Genomic DNA, 16,847 nt, shown 5'->3' on the forward strand with positions numbered 1-16,847 from the left:
TATGAAAGGAATAGTTTTAGCAGGAGGTTCAGGTACAAGATTGCATCCACTTACGTTAGCCATAAGCAAGCAATTAATGCCTGTTTATGACAAACCTATGATATATTACCCAATTTCTACCTTAATTTCTGCAGGTATCAGTCAAATATTAATTATATCTACACCAAAAGATCTTCCACTTTTTAAAGATCTTCTTGGAGATGGAAGTAAAATTGGATGTCAATTTGAGTACGCAGTTCAGGAAAGTCCAAATGGTTTAGCAGAGGCATTTATTATTGGAGAAAAATTTATTGGCGATGATGCTGTAGCTTTAATTTTAGGCGATAATATTTTCTATGGATCTGGTTTGGCAAAACTGCTCAAAGAAAACACGAATCCAAAAGGAGGAATTGTATATGCTTATCATGTAAACGATCCAGAAAGATATGGTGTTGTTGAATTTGATGATGATAACAAGGCTATTTCTATTGAAGAAAAGCCAGATCATCCGAAATCTAATTACGCAGTTCCTGGAATCTATTTTTATGATAACAAGGTTGTTGCAATTGCAAAAAATATACAACCAAGTAAAAGAGGTGAATTAGAAATTACAGAAGTAAATAATGTATATCTAAAAAAAGGAAAACTTTCTGTAGAAATCTTAGATAGAGGTACAGCATGGTTAGATACAGGAACTTTTAACTCTTTAATGCAAGCAGGTCAATTTGTTCAGGTTATAGAAGAGAGGCAAGGCTTAAAAGTGGGTTCAATCGAAGAAGCAGCTTTTAGAGCAGGTTTTATAAGTAAAAAAGAAATGATAGCGATCTCAGAACCCTTGCTAAAAAGTGGATATTCTAACAATTTGTATAAGATATAATGAAAGTTACAGAAACATATTTAAAAGGTTGTTTTGTTATAGAACCAACAGTTTATAAAGATGAAAGAGGAACCTTTGTGGAAAGCTTTAACCAACAAGAGTTTGAAAAGGCTATAGGCACTACAGTTAATTTTGTTCAAGATAATGAGTCAGTTTCTAAAAAAGGTGTTATTCGTGCTTTACATATGCAGAAAGAGCCTTATTCTCAAGCAAAGTTAGTACGTGTAGTAAAAGGAAGGGTTTTAGATGTAGCCGTCGATTGTAGAAAAGACTCTCCAACTTTTGGTCAACATTTTTCCATTGAATTATCTAGAGAAAATGGGAAACAACTTTTTATTCCAAGAAATTTTCTACATGGTTTTTCAACATTAGAAGATGATACTATATTTAATTATAAATGTGATAATTATTATCAAAGAGGCTCTGAATTAGGTATTATTTATAACGATGCAACTTTGGGAATTGACTGGAAAATAGGAAGTGAGGAGATAATATTGTCAGAGAAAGATGCTATTTTAGGAGCATTTTAAAAATAATTAGTTTATCTATATGAAGTTGGTTCTTCTTATCGCAAAAATCACAAGCTATTGAAGTTAATAAAGAAAAACTTTATTTATAATAATTTATATAACCTCGTAAATTTATTAATTCCATTAATTATTTTTCCTTATATCTCGAGGATTTTTGGTCCTGTAGGTTTGGGTAAAATAAGTTTTACAATTTCATTGGTAAGTACTTTTGTAATTATTAGTTCTCTAGGTATTCCAATTTATGGAATAAGAGAAATTTCAAAAGTTAAAAATGATAAGATATTATTATCCAAAACTTTTATCGAAGTTTTTAGCATTCAACTTATATGGCTAATAATTATCATGTTATTTTATGGCATTTGGATTAGTTTCACTAATACTTTTCAAGGAGACTATATTTTAAAAATAGTGTCTTTTTTTCATTTAGTAGGGTTAGTTTGTATTATTAATTGGTTTTATCAAGGAATAGAAAATTATAGATTTGTAACAATTGTTAATGTTGGAATTAAATTTTTAACAATAATTTTAGTTTTTCTTTTTGTTAATAATGAAGACCAATATTGGCTTTACTACTGTATTTTAGTAGGTCCAATTTTTTTAGCGTTTATATTAAGCCTTATAAACACCAAACAGCATCTAATTTTTTCTTTAAAAAATCTTTCTCTAAAAAAACACGTAAAATCAATTGGAATTATATTTGCTACACAAGTTGCAATAGGTGTATATACCAATTTAAGTATTGTTTTCTTAAAATACTTTTCTAATGATGAACAAGTGGGTTTTTTTACTCCAGCTTTAAGATTAGTTAAAATTTCTACGACTGTAATTACGGCTTTAGGCATTGTTTTAATACCTAAAATAACTGAGTTTGTTAAGAATAATAATATAACAGAATGTAATCTTATAATAGTAAAGTCTATTAAGTATACTTTTTTGGTGTCTAGCCCTTTAGTGGTTTTAATTTATTTAAATGCCAATGAGATAATATTAATCTTTGCAGGAGAGAATTTTAACCAATCTATTGTATTGTTAAAATATTTAACTCCACTTATAATTTTTATAGGGCTTAGCAATATTTTTGGGTTGCAAATTTTAATACCTTTTCACAAAGAAAAATTGTATTTGTATGCGGTTGTATTAGGTTCTGTATTTAGCATATTTTTAAACTATTTTTTAATGACAACTCTACAGTCAAAAGGGGCGGTTTATGCTATTTTAATAACAGAATTTATTATTGCACTTTGCACTGGCTTTTATGCTATTAAAACGTTGTCTTTTAGGTACCCTTTTAAAACAATTTTAATTTATGTCTTTCTGTCGTTATTATTTATACCTATTACATTATTTACAGGAGTTTATTTTAAAGGTTGGGTTTTATTAATTGTAAATTTCGGGAGCTGTTTTTTGCTTTACTTTTTTGGTTTAATTTTATTTAACGAACGGTTTTTTATCGATAAAATATTTTATCCAGTTTTTAAGATTCAAATAAAATGATTGTAACAGCAGTGATTGTAACTTACGGAGATAGATTTTGTTTTTTAGAAAAAGTTATTTTTTCTTTAATAGAAGAAAATGTCGATAAAATTGTTGTAGTTTTAAATGGTATTCTAAAAAGTAGTAAAGACAAGATTTTTCTTTTACAAAAAAACTATCCAGAAATTCATTTATTAGATCTAGGCATTAATACAGGTTCTGCAGGAGGTTTTTATAATGGAATAAAAAAAGCAATAAAATTACAAACCGATTTCATTTGGTTGTTAGATGATGATAACAAACCAGAAAAAGAAGCCCTTCATAACTTACTTAAAAACACTAGTGATATAGCTTTTAATCATCAAAAAGATGCACTTTTATCTTTCCGAAAAGATAGACCTTTATATTTATCTGCTAAAAATAATAATAATGGAAGTTTAATGCTAAAAGAACAAAATGCTGCTTTAGGTTTTTCAGTGTTTAGTAGTAAAACATCATTTTCTAATTATAACAAAAAAGGTTTAAAGGTAGCCCCTTATGGGGGTCTTTTTTTTCATAAAGATTTAATTGATAAAATAGGTTTGCCAGATCAATCTTATTTTTTATATGGTGATGACTTTGATTTTTCTATTAGAATATCTAAAAATAATGGGAAAATTTTATTGGTTGAAGAAAGTGAAATAACTGATATAGAAAAATCTTTTCATCTTAAAGAAAAAAAGTGGTACCAAACTAGATTTCATTTAACAGATAATTATCTATTAATAGAGTACTCTGTTAAAAACGGAATTGTTTTTGAGTTGAGTCATATTGTGAAATTAAAATTAAATTATATTATAAACCTTTTTCTATATTCTTTAATAGTTAGTTTTTTACTATTGTTATCTTTAGAGCTTAAAAAGACTAAGGCTTTTTTAAAAGGTGTATTTCGAGGATATGCTAAAGCAAATAAAAGTTAAATGAAAATTAACCTTCGCATTATAAATGACTTATATATGATAGTTTTTATCATATACTATTTTGTTCTTTCTGGTTTTTTAAGTTTTTTTTTAGGAGTTTCAAATACTATTATCAGTCTTTTTTTTTCTTTCTCTTTCATTTTTTGGTATTTAATAAAGCCTAACCGAATTATAAGAAAAGAAATATTAAATTTTGGACAGATTACTGTATTTATAATTATTTATATTTTTTTTACTTCTTTTATTAATAAACAAGGTATAATAAGACCAATAATTTATTCACAGTTTTACGTTATTCCTTTAATTTTATTATTCCTTATTTATGAAAATGATATTCTTACATTTAGATTTTTAACTTTAAAGAAAATAAAAAATTGGATGTTATTATTAGCGCTTCTTCAGTTGCCAATATTATTAATTCAAAATAATTTTTTTGATGTTTTAATAGGTTTCAATTTTTCTGGTCAAAAGATATACTCCGTAGATTTTGAGTTTGGTTCATTTCCCTTAAAAAATGACCATGCTTTAGGCTTTTTTTTAGTTGTTAATTTGCTTTATATCTGGTCTAATAAAGTTTTAATAAATAAACTACAATTGTTATTGGCTAGTATTGTTATAGTAGTGAATTTATTACTAACAAATTCTAATGTTTCTATTCTTTTTGCCGCAATTGCTATTGCATTTTTAATTTTAAAGAAAAGAAATGAAATAAAAATTAAAATATCATTTAAAAAGATTTTAATTATCTTAATTTCTCTCTTTTTAGTAATAGTTTTAATGGAATATACTGAGTTGAAATTTTACGGTGATTTTAAAAATAAATTTTCGCATAAATTAGATATTAGAACATCATTAAAGTGGTTTAAAAAAGGTTTTGCAAGAAGAGAACAGATAATTTTAGTTTTACTTAATGACAATATTACGTATTTAGGCAACGGAGCATATGCTTATTTTGATATTTTAGCTGGTAAATTTAATAGAACTTTTAGACATTTTAGTCAGCTAATCTGGTCATATTATGATCTTGGTATTATCGGTTTATTAGCTTTTTTTTACTACATAAAATCTCTAATAAAACTTTTTAAACACAAAAGAACGTCTTTTAATATTTGTTTGACAGTAGCTATAATTATGTATTCTTTTTTTACAATACCAACTTTTGATTATAGTTTTATGCTAACCTACTTTATTTACATGCTTAAAGATGAAAATTAATTTAACTTATATACCCTACCACGATTGGAGAAAAATTAAGCAAGAAGGTTTTAGAACTAGAGATGCACATTTTATACAATCGTTTAGAGAAGATAAAAGTGTAGAAAAGTTAATTATTTTAAATAGACCTATTACATTTGCAGAACTTTTTATCAAGAAAAAAACAATCCGAAAAAAAATTAAAGGAAAAATTATTTATGAGGCTAAAAATGGTTGTCTGTATCAGCTAGATAATAATACCTATCTAATAGATTACTTTTTGCTTCAGAATATTAAACATCTTACCAAAAAAAGAGTTTGGTATTTTAATGCTTATGGACATAAGAAAGTTGTGAGCTTTTATAAAGATTGTTTAGATTTATTAGAAATAGATACAAGTAATATAGTTTCTTCTAATTTGTTTGCTTATAAATTCTTAAATAAAGTATCGGGGAAAAAAATATTTGATGGTTGGGATAATTTTAATTTAATACCAGATGTTAAATCAGCAAAAGTAGAGATTAATAAAGCTTATAAATCTTTAGCCTTAAATGTAAAACAGTGGGTAACAAATTCTACAGAAAACCAACAATACTATATAGATAAGTTTAATGTTAAAAACGTAGAAATAATAAAAAATGGTGTAAAATTAAAACCTTTTACTCTAGTTCTTGAAACCCCTAAAGATCTAAAAAAGATTAAAGATAAAGGAAATTTAGTTGCTGGTTTTGGAGGTAAAATAACACATTTATTTGATGTAGATTTATTTAATTTTATAACAAAAGAAAACAAAAATATAGAGTTTGTTATTATAGGTCAAATTATTTTAAAAAGTATTTTTTCAAAAATCATTTTTAGAGAAAATGTGCATTATTTAGGAGATAAGCACTACGATATTTATCCTAGTTATGTTAAAAATTTTGATATAGGTATTGTACCTTATAAAATTAAAGATGAGCAACATGGTGGAGATGCTATTAAAGTATACGAATATTTAGCAGCTAAATTGCCAGTAGTCGGTACTAGAGGAAATGGTCTTCAGTTCTTAGAAAATTATATAGACATTTCAGATACTTTTGAAGAGTTCAGTTATTTTCTAAACAATTTATCATCTAAAGACACATTTTATTTAGAAAAAATACGTTGGCAACATAAATCAAAAGAATTACTTAATTTGTTTGATAAGTTTTAATGCATTAAATTACTTTTAACTATTATTGTAATTAAAAAATGTATTTTGCAAACTAAAATTTATAATGATAAATTTCACTTTTTTAGAAGAGAATAAAGAAAATCTTAGACTAGAGTATCTTACAAACAAACCATTTTCTCACTTAGTTTTAGACGCTTTTTGTGATGAGCATAAACTTTTAGAACTAAGAAGGCAAATTCCCGAGCTTAATAATAAAAGTAGAGATTATATGTTTGCTAACAATAAGTTTGAAAAATCTAATTATAAAGAATTAGGTAGTTTGTTTTTAGAGCTTTACAACGATTTAAAATCAAAAAGATTTAATGATTTCTTAAGCTATATTTCTGGAAAAACTGTTTTTGTAGACCCTAGAAATCATGGAGGTGGTTTACATCAAGGTAAGCAAAATAGTAGTTTAGACATGCATTTGGATTTTAATTATCATCCTTTAAAACATAATTGGTTTAGACAAATGAACATTTTACTATATTTAAATATAGATTGGAAGGAATCATACAAAGGACACTTGAAACTAGAAGACTTAAGAACAGGGGAGAAAGATGAAATTGGTGTACCTTTTAATAGAGTAATAATTCAAGAGTGCGGGTCTCACAGTTTGCATGGATATGATCAAACATTTTTTCCTGAGGGAAACTTCAGAACTTCTATAGCCACTTATGCTTATACCGTGCATAATAAAATATTAGAAAAACCCAGAACTACAGATTGGTTTCCAACAGAGGATGCTTCTAGCTTTAAAAAGTTTGCAGCTAAACATTACAATAAAGCTGTTACAATTAAGAATAAATTATTTGGAAGTGGAACAGCAAAAAATCAGTGATTTTGACAAACTTTAAGATTGCCATAATTGGTACAAGAGGAATACCTAATCATTACGGTGGTTTTGAGCAGTTTGCGGAATCTTTATCAGTTTTTTTAGCAAATAAAGGACATGAGGTTACAGTATATAACTCAGAGAATCATCCATATAAAAAAACCGATTACAAAGGGGTGAAAATTATACATAAAAAAGATCCTGAGAAACGAATAGGTACTGTTGGTCAATTTTTTTATGACTTATATTGTATTTTAGACACAAGAAAACGAAATTTAGATATTATTCTTCAGTTGGGCTATACAAGTAGTTCTATTTGGTCTTTTTTGTTTCCAAAAAAACCAATTATTGTTACGAATATGGATGGTTTAGAATGGAAGCGTACTAAGTTTTCATTAATTGTACAAAAGTTTCTGCTTTTTGCGGAAAAAAAAGCTGTAAAAAAAAGTACTCATTTAGTTTCAGATTCTAAAGGTATTCAAAACTATATTAATACTAAATACAATGTAAAATCAACATATATTGCATATGGTACAGATATTTTAAATAAAGCGAATGTTTCTTTAATAGAAAATTTTGAACTAGTTAAAAAAGAATATGATTTACTTATTGCTAGAATAGAACCAGAAAATAATATTAAGATGGTAATTGAGGGGTATCTTCTAAGTAAATCTAAAAAAAAATTAATTGTAGTTGGAGATTATACAATAAACACCTTTGGTAAAAGTTTATATGCTGAGTATGCTAAGAATCCTAAAATTAAATTTTTAGGTAGTATATATGATAAAGAAGTTATTAATAATTTAAGATACTATTGTAACATATACTTTCATGGACATTCTGTTGGAGGCACAAATCCATCTTTATTAGAAGCAATGGGATGTTCTTGTTTAATTTTGGCTCATAAAAATCAATTTAATAGTTCTGTTTTAGAAAAAGATGCCTATTATTTTGATAGTGCAGTTAGTCTCTCAAAATTAATTGATACTACTTTTGCAAAAGATGAAATTCTTAAAGTTAATTCAAATTTAGAAAAAATTAGAAACTACTATAATTCTACTAACATTAATAATTTATATGAAACACTATTTTTTGAACTTCTTAAAAAAGAGTGATTTATCTGTGAATGAGTTGTTTTCTAGCCTAATTCTTTGCTCACTTATGTTGCCAAGAATTGTAAATAGTTTAGCAATTGGTCTTTTTTTTATCTACTCTATAATTATCTTTTTTAAATATAAAGGAACAAAGTTTAGGTTTACTAAAATCTCTCTTTTTTTTATATCTTTTTTTGTCATTTGTGTATTATCCCTTTTTTGGTCTATAGATTTAACTGCATCAAAAGAAGGAATTTCTCGCATTGTATCTTTTATTTTAATACCAATTAGTTTCTCAGTAAACTACCAGAAAATTAGACCTCTAAAAATATTTTATTTCTTTAGTTATTTTACTTTTTTTGTAGCTTTATTAATGTTACTTAAAGCAATAATTAATTATTTTCAAACTAAAGATTATCATGTTTTTTTCTATCACAATTTAAGCAATACAATTAGTGATTTGCATGCAATTTACTTTTCAATCTTTGTTTCTTTTTCAATCTTCCTTTTACTTCTAAAAGATAAAAATAAATTAGATTTGGTAGTTACAATTTTTTTAATACCTTTTTTATTTCTGTTATCATCTAAAACAGTAATTGTAATTTCATTTATTTTATGGATTTCTTTTTTTAAGAAAAACTTTCTATTTTTAAAAAAAGGCTTTATTGCAGTTATTACTTTGTTGCTTTTAAGTTCTGTTTTTTTTAAAGAAAGAATTTTTAAAGAGATTAATAATTCTAATTTGATAGAAATATTTCAAAAAGAAAATTTTGGGTGGCAATACAAATGGTCTGGTATAGGTATTAGAACACTTCAAATAAGAACTTTTTATGAATTATTAAATGAAGATGATTTTATGCTACATGGTTATGGGTACAATGCAGTAAGAGAAAAAATTATAAAAAAGCATAAATCATATAAGTTATATTCTGGTATGGTGGGTATAGACTTTCACAATCAATACCTACAATTAATAGCAGAAGTTGGTTTATTGGGCTTATTCATAATTTTAATGATTTTTATGTTGTCAATTAAAAAAGCTGTAACAGAGAGAGATCTGTTGTTTTTTAGTTTTTCTGTGCTTTTAATATTTGTTTGTATCACAGAAATTTATTTGGCTAGACAACGTGGTTTAGTTTTCTTTGTTACAACAACGCTTCTTTTTGTTTATGGCAAAAAAATTCAACATAAAATAATAAAATATAATAAATGAAAGTAGGTTACTCCTTTTTAATAAGGCCTATTAATATTACTATTGACTTAGTTGTTATTAATTTAATTTTCTACTTAATTGGAGATGAAAATTATCTTGATTTTATATTTTTATTATATATAAATTCGCTTTGGTTTTTAGGGGCTTTCTATTCAGATTATTACAAGATTGGCAGAATTACTGGTATTTTTAAATTATTAGGTGTAATACTTGCCCAGTTTTTTATATTTAGTCTTGCTTTTTTTTCATTTTTTACACTTTTTAAAGAAGGTAAAGTAGTTAACAAACAATTTGTATCTATTTTACTTATATTTTTATTTTTGTTCATAGCGAAATTCCTTTTTTATTTCTTTTTAAAACTTTATCGGAAATTTGGTAACAACTACAAAAGAATTGTAATAATTGGCCAAGATGAAACAACTTTAAAACTAATCACTTATTTTAACTCAAATGAAGATTTGGGTTACATGAATAAAGGTTTTTTTTCTGATAAATCTTCAAAATCAAAAAATTATTTAGGGACTATATCAGAGAGTTTTAATTATGTTATAGATAATAATATAGACCAAATTTATTGTTCTACTTCTTCAATTAGTAGAACACTAATAAAAAATATAATATGGTTTGCTAAAATCAATCAGAAAGAAATAAAATTAATACCATCAGCTAAAGATATTTTAAGTGAAAATATTTCGATTGAAAAATACGATACTATACCAGTATTAAAAATTAAAAAACTACCTTTTGAATCAGCTCAGATAAGATTTTTAAAGCGAAGTTTTGACATTTTTTTCTCATTTTTAATTTGTGTGTTTGTTTTATCTTGGGTAACACCTCTAATATGGGTTTTTATAAAGTTGGAGTCAAAAAATCAACCATTGTTCTTCAAGCAAAAAAGAACTGGTTTTCAAGGTAAAGATTTCTATTGTTATAAATTTTCTTCTATGATAACAAATAAAGAGTCCAACACACAACAAGCTATAAAAGGAGATAAGAGAGTTACCAAAGTAGGTGCCTTTATTAGAGCTACAAGTTTAGATGAATTGCCACAATTTATAAATGTTTTAATGGGAGATATGAGTGTTGTAGGTCCTAGACCCCATATGACAAAACAATCATTAGATTTCGAAGATAAAATTCAAAATTATATAAGAAGAAGTGCTGTAAAGCCTGGTATTACAGGTTTGGCTCAGGTTAAAGGCTATAGAGGAGAAATTATAAAGAAGTCTGATATAGGAAATAGAGTACGTTTAGATGTATTTTATATAGAAAACTGGACTTTTATTTTAGATATAAAAATTATATTTCAAACTCTAATTCAGGTTTTAAAAGGTGATGAAAAAGCGTATTAATAAATGAATAAAAACATATATATAACAGCTTCTATTGTACTTTTTAATGAGGATTTAAAAGAGTTAGAAAATACTGTGTCTTGTTTTTTGAATGTAAAAATTTCCAAGAAATTATATTTAATAGATAATACGTTAAATGGAGATTTTAAAGGCTTATTTCATCATCAAGATATAGAATATATTGCTGTGCCCTCTAATATTGGTTTTGGTGCTGGTCATAATAAAGCTTTAAAATATTTAAAAGATAAATCTGATTATCATTTAATTTTAAATCCTGATGTCTCTTTTAAGCCAAAAATTATTACAACATTAATTAGCCAGTTAGAATTAGATAATTCAACTGCTATGATAGCTCCAAAAGTTTTGTTTCCAGATGGCAGGCATCAATATTCCTGCAGAAGATATCCAACTGTTTCAGAATTACTAGCAAGAAGATTTACATTTTTAAAATTTATTTTTAAGAAACAAATTTTAAAAGGTACCTACAGGGATTTAGATTTAAATCAGTCATTTTTTGCAGATTATATCACAGGGTGTTTTCATCTATATAGAACAGAAGATTTTGTGAAATTAAATGGTTTTGATGAACGCTATTTTTTATATATGGAAGATGTAGATATTTGTAAAAAAATAGACTTGATGGGTAAAAAGAAATTATATTATCCTCAAGAAGAAATTATTCATGTTTTAAAACAAGGATCGTCAAAAAGTTTTAAGCTATTTTTAAGACATACATTTTCGGCAATTAAATATTTTTTAAAGTGGGGTTTTAGGTAGCCAATTTTATTTAAAATATATTTGCAATCCATAAATTAATTACCATGAATATTTTAATATTAGGTTCTGGAGGAAGAGAACATGCATTTACATTAAAGTTAGTTGAAAGTCCAAAAGTTAACTCGGTTTTTGTTGCACCTGGAAATGCAGGTACAAATGAAATTGCAACAAATGTAAATATCAATCCTACAGATTTTGATGCTGTTAAAAAACTAGTGTTAGAAAATAATATTAAAATGGTAGTTGTTGGGCCTGAAGCACCTTTGGTAAATGGTGTTCATGATTTCTTTTTGGCAGATGATGAGCTAAAAAATATTCCTGTTATTGGTCCTAAAAAAGACGGAGCTTTATTAGAGGGGTCTAAAGATTTTTCTAAGAAATTCATGGAAAAATATAATGTGCCCACTGCAAAATATAAGTCTTTTACTAGTGATAATTTAGAAGATGGTTTTGCTTTCTTAGAAACCTTAGAACCACCATATGTTTTAAAAGCAGATGGTTTAGCAGCAGGTAAAGGAGTTTTAATTTTAAACTCTCTAGAAGAAGCTAAAATAGAATTAAAAGAAATGGTTTCTAATCAGAAGTTTGGTGAAGCCTCATCAACTGTGGTTATCGAAGAATTCTTAAAAGGAATAGAGCTGTCTGTATTTGTTTTAACTGATGGGAGGAATTATAAAATTTTACCTTCAGCAAAAGATTACAAACGAATAGGTGAAGGTGATGTAGGTTTAAATACTGGAGGAATGGGTGCAATTTCACCCGTGCCTTTTGCAGATGATAATTTTTTAAATAAGGTAGAAGAATTAGTTGTAAAACCTACCATTCAAGGTCTTCAAAAAGAAGGTATAGACTATAAAGGTTTTATTTTTATAGGTTTAATGAATGATAATGGAAATCCTTCTGTTGTAGAATACAATGTAAGAATGGGAGATCCAGAAACAGAAGTGGTTTTACCAAGAATTGAATCTGATTTATTCGAGTTGTTTGATGGTGTTGCAAATCAGACATTGAATGAGAAATCTTTTGTTGTAACTAAACAAACAGCAACTACTGTTATGTTGGTTTCTGGAGGTTATCCTGAAGCTTACGATAAAAACAAAGAAATTAGTGGTTTAGAAGATACTGCAAACTCAACCATATTTCATGCAGGTACAACTTTAAAAAATGGTAAAGTAGTAACAAGTGGAGGTAGAGTCATGGCTATAACTTCGTTTGGAGATTCTATTCAAGAGGCTTTAGATAAGTCTTATGAAAGCATTCGCAAAATATCATTTGATAAAATGAACTACAGAAAAGATATCGGATTCGATTTAGTTTAAGAATTAACTTGCTTTTTCTAGTGTAAATGAAAATTCAGAGCCTTCACCAAAGGTGCTTTTTAATAAGATATTTTCATTATGTGCTTCAACAATATGCTTTACGATAGAAAGGCCTAAACCAGAGCCTCCTTGTTCACGAGATCTACTTTGGTCTACTCTGTAGAAACGTTCGAATAAACGAGATATGTGCTCTTTTTTAATACCTTCTCCATTATCGGTTACTTTAATAATAAATTTTTTGTCTGAGTAACTCTCAACACCAACATACGTGGTTCCATTAGGATTTCCGTATTTGATTGAATTTACAATAAGGTTAATTAAAACCTGCTCAATTTTTTCGATATCACCTTTAACAAAAACTGGGAATTCGTATACCTTATCAAACTTTAAAGAGATGTTTCTTTTCTTTGCTTTCATCTCAAATAAATCAAACACATTCTGAATTAGTTCTAGAATATTAAAAACTTCAATATCTAAATTAGTTCCTTCATTTTCAAGTTTAGCAATCATGTCTAAATCCTTAATTACAGCAACCAACCTTTCAACGCCTTTGTTAGCTCTATTAAGGTATTTCATTCTAATCTCCTTATCATTTACAGCTCCTTCAAGTAGTGTTAATATGTAACCCTGAACTGTAAAAAGTGGAGTTTTTAACTCATGAGCAACGTTACCTAAAAAGTCACGTCTAAAAGAATCTCTTTCAGTTAAACTCTTTATTTCTAAACGTTTTCCTTCAACAAATTTTTGCATACTTTTAGAAAGCTTGTCAATATCTGTTGTAGCAGATTCTCTTTTTAAATCATTTACGTTTAAAATAGAAACTTCTTGATAAATTTTACGTAATCTTCTGTAGATAAAGTGTTCAGCTCTATATTGAATGATAAAAAATGAAATTATAAAAAGAGCGATAATAGATGCTATGATACTTCCAAATCCTAAGTTTTTACTTATCATAAAATAGGAAATAGAAGAGATAACAACAGCCAATAGTGTTAAATATACAGCTGATGAAAGAGCATAAGAATATGTTTTTTTAATTCTCAATAAATTATATTTAATCTTTTAAAACAAATTTATAACCAACACCTTTTACAGTTTTAAAATGGTCATCACCAATTTTTTCTCTAAGTTTTCTTATGTGTACATCTATTGTTCTACCACCAACAACTACTTCATTACCCCAAACTGTATCTAAAATAACTTCTCTTTTAAAAACCTTACTTGGTTTAGAGGTTAATAGCGAGAAAAGTTCGAATTCTTTTCTAGGTAAAGCTATTTTTTTACCAGCTTTGTATACTACATATTCATCTCTATCAATTACAATATCACCTAATTTAAGAGTCTCTTCACTTTCCTCTTCACTCTTTAATCTGCGTAAAAGAGATTTAATTTTACTAACTAATACTTTTGGTTTAATTGGTTTTGTAATATAGTCATCTGCACCAGCTTCAAAACCAGCTACTTGAGAGTAATCTTCACCTCTAGCAGTTAAAAAAGCAATAATTACATTATCTAGATTTTTAATTTTTCTAATTTTTTCACAAGCTTCAATACCATCCATCTCTGGCATCATGATATCTAGTAAAATAAGATGTGGTGTATTTTTTTTAGCAGATTTTATGGCTTCTTGGCCATTTTCGGCAGTAAAAACTTGATAACCTTCATTTCTTAAATTGTAACCAACAATTTCTAAAATATCTGGTTCATCATCTACTAGTAAAATTTTTATATCACTTTTATTCATAATTGTGCTGTTTATTCCTCTTCAAAAATAGCGATTAATATTTTATGATGATTACTACTTAACAATCATTTAATCTTAACTAGGTCTTTTAGGGTAAATAACTTAACAATTACTTAATCTATCTGTTTGATAGAAACACGCTTATAATTTTCTACTTTTATAGCTCTTAATTAAAAAATTAATCAAACATGAAAAAAAATTACTTATTTACTTTATTATTAACCTTATTCTTTAGTGCCATTTCTTTTGGTCAGGTACTTATAACAGAATTAGCAGATCCAAATAATGATGCAACAGCAAGGTATGTAGAGATATATAATGCTGGAACTTCTGCACAAGACATGACTGGCTGGACTTTACAGAGATACACAAATGGGAATTCTGAATTATCTACAAACGTAGTAGATTTAGCGCCTATTGGTAGTTTAGCTGCTGGCTCTTTTGCTATTATTGCATCTAATGCTACAAATTTTCAAACTGTTTATGGTATGGCTGCAGATATAGATGCTGGGACAGGTGGTCCAGGAGATAGTAATGGTGATGATCAAATTGTTTTATATAATGGATCTACTGTGGTAGATATTTTTGGAGTTCCAGGTGAAGATGGTTCAGGAACTTGCCACGAGTTTGAAGATGGAAGAGCAGAAAGAAAAGCTACAGTAACTTCAGCAAATCCAACTTGGAGTAGTTCTGAGTGGAATGTATGGGCAGATAGTACAATAAGTGGCTGTACAACACACACAAACTCTCCGAGAGAAGCCCCTACTGATTTTGACCCTAAAGCTTGGATTGGTACAAGTGTTTCTTCAGATCCAAATTTATTGATTTCTTCTCCAACAGAGGCTAACGTTTACACTTCAACAATGGTAGATGTTACAATAGATATTTTTAACTTTTCTTTATCTGCGGATAATGGTTCTGGAGCAAGTGATAATTCTGGAGATGGGTATATAAAATCAACTTTAGTAACAGTTGGTGGTTCTACAGAAAATGCAGATTTTTTTACAACAACATTACCACAAATAGAAGTTGTACCTGGTTCATCTTATACTTTAACCTTAGAATTAGTAGATAATGATGGGGCTTCTTTGTCTCCAGCAGTGTCTAAAAGTGTTTCTTTTTCATCAGATTTTCCTTGTGAACTTGCTTTAGGAGCAATTACGACTTCTTGTGAAGCAGTCACATCAGCTTCTGACACCTACTCTGGAACTATCGCATTTACAGGCGGAAATACAAGTGCAACTTATACAATTACGGCACCTTCTGGTGTTACAATTGGTGGGGATAATCCAGATATAGTTGCAGAGGGTACAATTACTTTTTCTGGAATGACAGAGGGTACTGATACAGAAATTACAATTGTTGGAGCAACGAATAGTTCGTGTGACTTAACAAGAACATTATTCAGTCCATCTTGTATTGGCTTACCAATATCTGATGATTTTTCTTATGCAGATGGTAGTTTAGTAGATAATCCATTATGGGACAATTTTAGTGGAACATCAGGAGATTTACTGGTTACAGCTGGTCAAGCATTAGTACAGCATGGAACACCTAGTGAAGATGCGCAAATACAGTTTGCAGCAGTTACTGGCAGTGTTTATTATGCATTTGATTTTACAGTTGTAGATCCAGGTGGCCCAATATCAGGTACTGATAATGAATACTTTGCTATGTTTAAGGATGCCTCATTTACTTATAGGGCTAAACTTGATATCGTTCCTCCTGCTTCTTCAGGAGATTTTACTGTTGGAATTGCTACAATAGGTAATACTGCAGATGCAGTTTGGGCAACAGATTTAACTTATGGGGTTTCTTATAGAGTTACTGTTATGTTTAATCAAGATGATAATATTGCCAAATTATGGGTAGACGCAACTTCAGAATCAGATACCTCAATTTTAGGTTCTGACGAACAAGATCCAGGAATTTCAATTGAAGGTTTCGGATTAAGACAATCAGACTCAGATTTAAATGAAGGAATTCTTGTTGACAACCTGAGAATAGGATCTACTTTTGCTGACACTACTTTATCTGTAAGTAATTTAGAAATCGATGGTTTTGCACTTTATCCAAATCCTGTAACTAATAATAACTTAACAATTACTAGTAACAGTGCAGAGGTTAAAAACATTTCAATCTTTAATGTTCTAGGTAAAAATGTATTAAGTACAACTGTTGCTGGGAATAAAGCAGAAATAAATACTGCATTATTATCATCAGGAATTTACATTATTAAAGTTCAAGAAGGTGCAAATACTGCAACTTCTAAATTAGTAATTAAGTAAATTACAATATTCATATTTTGA

General features: G+C 27.7%; 15 protein-coding genes. 13 read left to right on the forward strand and 2 right to left on the reverse strand.

Annotated elements, in window-relative coordinates:
- Position 1 precedes the first annotated feature (1 nt).
- From rfbA to purD, 12 genes are all read left to right on the forward strand, one after another.
- Positions 2–856: a glucose-1-phosphate thymidylyltransferase RfbA gene (gene rfbA / locus MED152_RS10485; RefSeq protein WP_015481857.1), complete on the forward strand. Its 855-nt coding sequence runs from the start codon at positions 2–4 to the stop codon at positions 854–856.
- A complete protein-coding gene (gene rfbC / locus MED152_RS10490; RefSeq protein ID WP_015481858.1) occupies positions 856–1,386 on the forward strand; it encodes a dTDP-4-dehydrorhamnose 3,5-epimerase in 531 nt (176 codons plus the stop codon). The genes rfbA and rfbC overlap by 1 nt, the downstream gene beginning before the upstream one ends.
- Positions 1,387–1,443: 57 nt before the next feature.
- The gene (locus tag MED152_RS10495; protein ID WP_015481859.1) at positions 1,444–2,880 is read left to right on the forward strand and encodes an oligosaccharide flippase family protein; all 1,437 of its coding nucleotides are present in this window, start codon (positions 1,444–1,446) and stop codon (positions 2,878–2,880) included.
- Complete coding sequence (locus tag MED152_RS10500) at positions 2,877–3,818, forward strand: glycosyltransferase (protein WP_015481860.1); 942 nt, start codon at positions 2,877–2,879, stop codon at positions 3,816–3,818. The genes MED152_RS10495 and MED152_RS10500 overlap by 4 nt, the downstream gene beginning before the upstream one ends.
- Positions 3,819–5,033, forward strand: a complete 1,215-nt coding sequence (locus MED152_RS10505; RefSeq protein WP_015481861.1) for a hypothetical protein — start codon at positions 3,819–3,821, stop codon at positions 5,031–5,033.
- Positions 5,023–6,204: a glycosyltransferase gene (locus tag MED152_RS10510; RefSeq protein WP_015481862.1), complete on the forward strand. Its 1,182-nt coding sequence runs from the start codon at positions 5,023–5,025 to the stop codon at positions 6,202–6,204. The genes MED152_RS10505 and MED152_RS10510 overlap by 11 nt, the downstream gene beginning before the upstream one ends.
- A gap of 64 nt (positions 6,205–6,268) precedes the next feature.
- Complete coding sequence (locus MED152_RS10515) at positions 6,269–7,045, forward strand: 2OG-Fe(II) oxygenase (protein WP_015481863.1); 777 nt, start codon at positions 6,269–6,271, stop codon at positions 7,043–7,045.
- Between the two features lie 2 nt (positions 7,046–7,047).
- Positions 7,048–8,154, forward strand: a complete 1,107-nt coding sequence (locus MED152_RS10520) for a DUF1972 domain-containing protein (RefSeq protein WP_015481864.1) — start codon at positions 7,048–7,050, stop codon at positions 8,152–8,154.
- A 352-nt stretch (positions 8,155–8,506) separates the two neighbouring features.
- Positions 8,507–9,346, forward strand: a complete 840-nt coding sequence (locus tag MED152_RS10525) for an O-antigen ligase family protein (RefSeq protein WP_187288759.1) — start codon at positions 8,507–8,509, stop codon at positions 9,344–9,346.
- Positions 9,343–10,698, forward strand: coding sequence for an exopolysaccharide biosynthesis polyprenyl glycosylphosphotransferase (locus MED152_RS10530; protein WP_015481866.1), 1,356 nt, complete (start codon positions 9,343–9,345; stop codon positions 10,696–10,698). Before MED152_RS10525 ends, MED152_RS10530 begins: the two co-directional genes overlap by 4 nt.
- A gap of 3 nt (positions 10,699–10,701) precedes the next feature.
- A complete protein-coding gene (locus MED152_RS10535; RefSeq protein ID WP_015481867.1) occupies positions 10,702–11,475 on the forward strand; it encodes a glycosyl transferase family 2 in 774 nt (257 codons plus the stop codon).
- A gap of 44 nt (positions 11,476–11,519) precedes the next feature.
- The gene (gene purD / locus MED152_RS10540; protein ID WP_015481868.1) at positions 11,520–12,794 is read left to right on the forward strand and encodes a phosphoribosylamine--glycine ligase; all 1,275 of its coding nucleotides are present in this window, start codon (positions 11,520–11,522) and stop codon (positions 12,792–12,794) included.
- Positions 12,795–12,797: 3 nt separating this feature from the next.
- Here purD and MED152_RS10545 read toward each other — a convergent pair whose 3' ends face one another.
- Both MED152_RS10545 and MED152_RS10550 read right to left on the reverse strand, forming a co-directional pair.
- On the reverse strand, positions 12,798–13,838 hold the full coding sequence (locus MED152_RS10545; RefSeq protein ID WP_015481869.1) for a cell wall metabolism sensor histidine kinase WalK: 1,041 nt from the start codon (positions 13,836–13,838) through the stop codon (positions 12,798–12,800).
- Positions 13,839–13,848: 10 nt separating this feature from the next.
- A complete protein-coding gene (locus MED152_RS10550; protein WP_015481870.1) occupies positions 13,849–14,538 on the reverse strand; it encodes a response regulator transcription factor in 690 nt (229 codons plus the stop codon).
- 188 nt (positions 14,539–14,726) lie between these two features.
- Between MED152_RS10550 and MED152_RS13425 the strand changes: the two genes are divergently transcribed.
- Complete coding sequence (locus MED152_RS13425) at positions 14,727–16,826, forward strand: T9SS type A sorting domain-containing protein (protein ID WP_015481871.1); 2,100 nt, start codon at positions 14,727–14,729, stop codon at positions 16,824–16,826.
- Positions 16,827–16,847: the final 21 nt, after the last annotated feature.

Source organism: Polaribacter sp. MED152, from assembly GCF_000152945.2.
Taxonomy (GTDB): domain Bacteria; phylum Bacteroidota; class Bacteroidia; order Flavobacteriales; family Flavobacteriaceae; genus Polaribacter.

Excerpts from the sequence above, each read along its gene's own strand:
- rfbA (WP_015481857.1), top strand. The coding sequence starts at position 2 with ATGAAAGGAATAGTTTTAGCAGGAGGTTCAGGTACAAGATTGCATCCA.
- rfbC (WP_015481858.1), top strand. The coding sequence starts at position 856 with ATGAAAGTTACAGAAACATATTTAAAAGGTTGTTTTGTTATAGAACCA.
- MED152_RS10500 (WP_015481860.1), top strand. The coding sequence starts at position 2,877 with ATGATTGTAACAGCAGTGATTGTAACTTACGGAGATAGATTTTGTTTT.
- MED152_RS10505 (WP_015481861.1), top strand. The coding sequence starts at position 3,819 with ATGAAAATTAACCTTCGCATTATAAATGACTTATATATGATAGTTTTT.
- MED152_RS10510 (WP_015481862.1), top strand. The coding sequence starts at position 5,023 with ATGAAAATTAATTTAACTTATATACCCTACCACGATTGGAGAAAAATT.
- MED152_RS10515 (WP_015481863.1), top strand. The coding sequence starts at position 6,269 with ATGATAAATTTCACTTTTTTAGAAGAGAATAAAGAAAATCTTAGACTA.
- MED152_RS10525 (WP_187288759.1), top strand. The coding sequence starts at position 8,507 with ATGTTACTTAAAGCAATAATTAATTATTTTCAAACTAAAGATTATCAT.
- MED152_RS10530 (WP_015481866.1), top strand. The coding sequence starts at position 9,343 with ATGAAAGTAGGTTACTCCTTTTTAATAAGGCCTATTAATATTACTATT.
- MED152_RS10535 (WP_015481867.1), top strand. The coding sequence starts at position 10,702 with ATGAATAAAAACATATATATAACAGCTTCTATTGTACTTTTTAATGAG.
- purD (WP_015481868.1), top strand. The coding sequence starts at position 11,520 with ATGAATATTTTAATATTAGGTTCTGGAGGAAGAGAACATGCATTTACA.
- MED152_RS10550 (WP_015481870.1), bottom strand. The coding sequence starts at position 14,538 with ATGAATAAAAGTGATATAAAAATTTTACTAGTAGATGATGAACCAGAT.
- MED152_RS13425 (WP_015481871.1), top strand. The coding sequence starts at position 14,727 with ATGAAAAAAAATTACTTATTTACTTTATTATTAACCTTATTCTTTAGT.